The sequence below is a fragment of the Desulfurella sp. genome (assembly GCF_049977265.1).
Taxonomy (GTDB): Bacteria; Campylobacterota_A; Desulfurellia; order Desulfurellales; family Desulfurellaceae; genus Desulfurella.
Genome location: NZ_JBMFGQ010000067.1, coordinates 1 through 4,284, shown reverse-complemented (window position 1 = coordinate 4,284; position 4,284 = coordinate 1). Strand labels below are relative to the sequence as shown.

The 4,284-nt window shown below is 34.8% G+C and carries 6 protein-coding genes and 1 pseudogene; 2 read left to right on the top strand and 5 right to left on the bottom strand.

Annotation, left to right across the window (positions count from 1 at the left end):
* A partial coding sequence (locus tag ACP5FO_RS08450) for a Fur family transcriptional regulator (RefSeq protein ID WP_428157381.1) occupies positions 1–419 on the bottom strand: 419 nt, incomplete at its 3' end.
* Between the two features lie 106 nt (positions 420–525).
* Between ACP5FO_RS08450 and ACP5FO_RS08445 the strand changes: the two genes are divergently transcribed.
* On the top strand, positions 526–1,137 hold the full coding sequence (locus ACP5FO_RS08445; protein ID WP_428157380.1) for a peroxiredoxin: 612 nt from the start codon (positions 526–528) through the stop codon (positions 1,135–1,137).
* 27 nt (positions 1,138–1,164) lie between these two features.
* Here the strand turns inward: ACP5FO_RS08445 and ACP5FO_RS08440 are convergent, their stop codons facing one another.
* From ACP5FO_RS08440 to ACP5FO_RS08425, 4 genes are read right to left on the bottom strand one after another with little or no spacing between them, the layout of a single operon-like run.
* Positions 1,165–2,052, bottom strand: coding sequence for an ATP-binding protein (locus tag ACP5FO_RS08440; protein WP_428157379.1), 888 nt, complete (start codon positions 2,050–2,052; stop codon positions 1,165–1,167).
* Complete coding sequence (locus ACP5FO_RS08435) at positions 2,049–2,894, bottom strand: ATP-binding protein (RefSeq protein ID WP_428157378.1); 846 nt, start codon at positions 2,892–2,894, stop codon at positions 2,049–2,051. Before ACP5FO_RS08435 ends, ACP5FO_RS08440 begins: the two co-directional genes overlap by 4 nt.
* On the bottom strand, positions 2,891–3,217 hold the full coding sequence (locus ACP5FO_RS08430; RefSeq protein WP_428157377.1) for a NifB/NifX family molybdenum-iron cluster-binding protein: 327 nt from the start codon (positions 3,215–3,217) through the stop codon (positions 2,891–2,893). The genes ACP5FO_RS08435 and ACP5FO_RS08430 overlap by 4 nt, the downstream gene beginning before the upstream one ends.
* A gap of 50 nt (positions 3,218–3,267) precedes the next feature.
* Entirely contained in the window at positions 3,268–3,660 is a 393-nt protein-coding gene (locus tag ACP5FO_RS08425; RefSeq protein ID WP_428157376.1) for a DUF2784 domain-containing protein, read from the bottom strand.
* A gap of 136 nt (positions 3,661–3,796) precedes the next feature.
* Between ACP5FO_RS08425 and ACP5FO_RS08420 the strand changes: the two are divergent.
* A pseudogene (locus tag ACP5FO_RS08420) lies at positions 3,797–4,284 on the top strand (flagellin B); the annotation flags it as partial.

The following is a 4,284-nucleotide window of genomic DNA, read 5'->3' as shown; positions in this document are numbered from 1 at the left end:
AAATTCTTTTTTTTCTGGCAGGCGTTGCAAATACCGTAAATCTGCAATTGGACGCTTTGCACGCTTGCTTGATCAAAACCTTTTAGAATACAACTTATATCTATATCTAGATCTTCTATTTTTTTACAGTTTGTGCAGATAAAATGTGCATGAAAGTCGGCCAATAACTCATATTTTGTTTTTTGCTGAGCAATTTTTATCTCATTTAATATGCCATTTTCTACCATTACCGAAATATTTTTGTAAATTGTTGCAAGTGACATGTAGGGGTAGTTTTTTTTAATCTGTAAATACAATTCATCTATATCCATGTGACCAAACTGTTTGATAAGAGATAATATATGCAATCTTTGTGGCGTTACTTTTAAATTTTTTTTGTTTAGTATACTTTCTAAATACGCATAATCAATTACTTCCATAAAAGCAAATATAATACTTTTTTAAAAAATTGCAAATAATAATTTTTTTCCTTGACAAATTTTTATTTTTTGATAATATTTATCAAAATTGATTTGGAGGTGTACGATGAGTTTAGTTCTTCAAAAAATGCCAGAGTTTAAAATGGATGCATACGATGCACAAAGTGGCCATTACAAAAAGGTTTCAAGCGCAGATTACGCAGGTAAGTGGACAATTGTTTGCTTCTACCCAGCAGATTTTACATTTGTTTGCCCAACTGAGCTTGCTGCAATGAATGCAAAATATGATGTATTACATAACGAGCTTGGCTGCGAGATACTTGCAATTTCAACAGATACAAAATTTTCACACAAACGCTTTGTAGAAACAGAGCCACTACTAAAAGGCTTGAAATTAACTATTGGCGCAGATCCAACCGGTGAGGTTTCAAGAAAATTTAATGTCATGATAGAAGGTGCCGGTATTGCTTTACGTGGCAGATTTTTAATAAATCCAGATGGTGTAATAGTAGCGCAAGAAGTTCAAGCACCACCTGTAGGTAGAAACGTAAATGAGTTCATAAGACAAATCCAAGCCCATCAGCATTCATATAAGACAGGCGAAGTTTGCCCAGCCAATTGGAGACCTGGTAAGAAAACTTTGCCTGTCAATACAGACGAAGAAAAAATGACAGGTCGCGTTGGCGACTACGTAACAGTAGAAGAGCTCCTCTCCTAACAATATATACAAATCGCCTCAAGGCTTTTAGCTTTGGGGCGATAAATTTAGCTTTTGGATTGTTTTTTCAAATATGTCTTTTACAGCAAATGCGCTTTTGCAATCATATTCAATAATTGGCTTTGCTTTTCTTGTAGCCTCTACAACAGTTTTATCAAAAGGAATTTTGCCAATTATTTCTAAATTTTCTTCCTGAGCGTATTTTTCAATCTCTTTTGTTTGCTCAATGTTTATGTCAAACTTGTTAATCACAATTCCATGTGGTATTTTAAAATGCTTTATTGTTTCCACAATGCGCACCAGATCATGAAGACCACTTTTTGTTGGCTCACTTACAACTATTACATATTTTGCACCCACAATTGATGATGTAGCAGGACAACCAATACCTGGAGCTCCATCAATAATAATTAATTCTACCTTTTTTGAGTAGGCAATTTCTAAAGATAGCTTTCTTACTTCAGATATTAAACCACCTGAGGTTTCCTCACCTGGGTTCAACAGCGCATGCGCCATATAGCCTGTCTCGCAGGTAGACTCAAAATACTTGCCATTTAAAGTTTTTTCCAAGCTTATAGCATTAACTGGACAGGCAATTACGCATGCATTGCAGCCCTCGCAAGCATATTCTTTAACCCTGTATTGATTTTGCTCAAAATCTATTGCTTCAAATCGACAAACTGAGGCGCAGATACCACAATTTATGCATTTATTATAATCAATAAATGCCTTTTTAGAACCAAAATACTCAAATGTTTTATTAACTGCAGGCTTTAGTATAATATGTAGATTTGGTGCATCTACATCACAATCAACCATCAAAGCATTTTTTGCCAGATGTGCAAAAGAAGCACTGAGCGTTGTCTTGCCTGTGCCACCTTTTCCGCTAACGATTGCTAACTGCCTTACAATCACTGCACCATCTCCAAAATTTTATTGTATAATTCAACAAACATATTCTCGTATTGGGTAATTTCTTTTGAAAATAACTTACCTTTTGAGTAGCTTTGAGCAATTTTTATATCGTAAGGTATCTTTAACAACAATGGTATGTTATTTTCTTCCAAATATGACTCAAGTTCAATAAATTTATTATCGTATCTGTTTATTACAATACCTATTTTTAAACCAAATTGTCTTGTAAGATCCACTGCAAGCTTTAAATCATGCAAACCAAATGGTGTAGGTTCTGTTACAAGTACGCAAAAATCTGCCATCTGTATTGATTCAACTGTAGGACAAGATACACCTGGCGGACAATCTAAAATGTTGATTTTATCTTTATTTGTATATTTTTTTGCCTGTCTTATAATTCTAACAGCAGATGGCTCTCCTATATTCATCTGGCTTTTTACAAAATCAATGCCATTTGCACTACCCAAAGAAATTTTTCCTATATTTTTTGGTATTTCTTCCAAAGCATTATACTTGCATGCAAGCAAACATGCACCGCACGCATGGCACAAATGTGCAAACACAAGCACTGATTTGCTTGATACAACAATAGCGCTAAACTGACACGCCTTTGCGCAATCACCACAGTGAGTGCACTTTGCATTATCAACTTTTGGTATTTTGACATCTACGTCTATATGTTCACTATAGTCAATATCAAAAAAAAGATGCGCATTTGGCTCTTCTGCGTCTAAATCTATAAGCTTTACGCTATGGCCTTTTTTGTCTAAAACATAAGCAAGGTTTGTTGAAACAGTGGTTTTGCCCGTGCCCCCCTTGCCTGACAATATTGCTATTATCATAACTCTTTTAATTCATTTGACTTTAACTTTTCTATAGCCTGCTTTGCACTTAAACCAACTGCCTCGTAAACTTTAATATTTGCTGCCCTAATAGCTTGCAGGGCATTTTGACCGGGCATTGCAGAAATTATTGCACTTGCACCATTATCTATGGCGATCTGAACCGCTTGAGGACCTGCGCCGTGCGAAAGCTCCTGGTTATTATTTATTACTTCTAATTGACCTGTTCTGTCATCGTAAATCAAAAAATAACTGGCTCTTGCAAACCTCTCATCAATTGCACTATCTAATGTTTGACCTTTTGTTGCAAGCAGTATTTTCATATTCAACCCTCCTTAAAAAGTATTATAAATGAACATATGTCCGTTGTCAATTATTTTTTGAAATCTATGGGCACAATAAAAAAACTGAGTAATATAAATATGGCAAGCGCGATATAGAGTATATCAAAAAACTCATTTGGCAAATTCCAAAATAGTATTTTGTTAATAAAACCAGCTATAAAAGGTGTATTTTGATAATGCATTTTAGCCAAACTTAGCAATTTATACTCTATGTATGTCAAAGGACATTCTATATGAAAAACAGACTCAAATGCTACAATCATTATCATAACTAAATGGATAATCCTGAATGTTGCATTTTTTACAAAATGCCATTTTATATATTTGCCAATATATATTAGAATGAGTCCAACAATAATAGTTAATGCATATAAAAAATGTATTATAACAACAACATCGGCTAAAACTGCGTAAATATTCATCATTATAATCTAAGCGTTTTTTTGGTAAAATAAAGCATTTTAGTGCCTTTAAAAAAATTTTTTTTAAACCTTTAATTTTTTACAATTCATCCGATTCAATACTTAGAAGCTCAAAAAAACAAAAAGGAGGTTTACCATGAGTCTTCAAATTAACACAAACATAGCGGCGATGCAGGCTATAAATGCATTAAATCAAAACAGCACGCAGCTTTCAGGCACATTACAGAGTATGTCAACGGGCTTGAGGCTAACAAGCGCTGCAGTTGACCCATCAGGTATGACTATAGCAGACTCTTTGAATTTCCAGGCAACAAACTTAGGCCAGGCAATATCAAACGGCAACGACACAGTAAACTTGATAAACATAGCTGATCAGGCGCTACAACAATCCATTACTTTAGTAACAAACATCGCACAACAGGCAACTCAGGCTGCAAACGCAACGCAAGATTCAGCTTCAAGACAGGCTCTGCAAAGTAACATCAACGGTCTGCTTGCAGAGATTAACAACATTGCAGCTACTACATCGTACAAAGGTATAAACTTACTTGATGGCAACTTTGTAAATAAGATTGTCCAAATTGGTGCCTACCAAAACCAAACCATAGGCATAGGCATACAAAA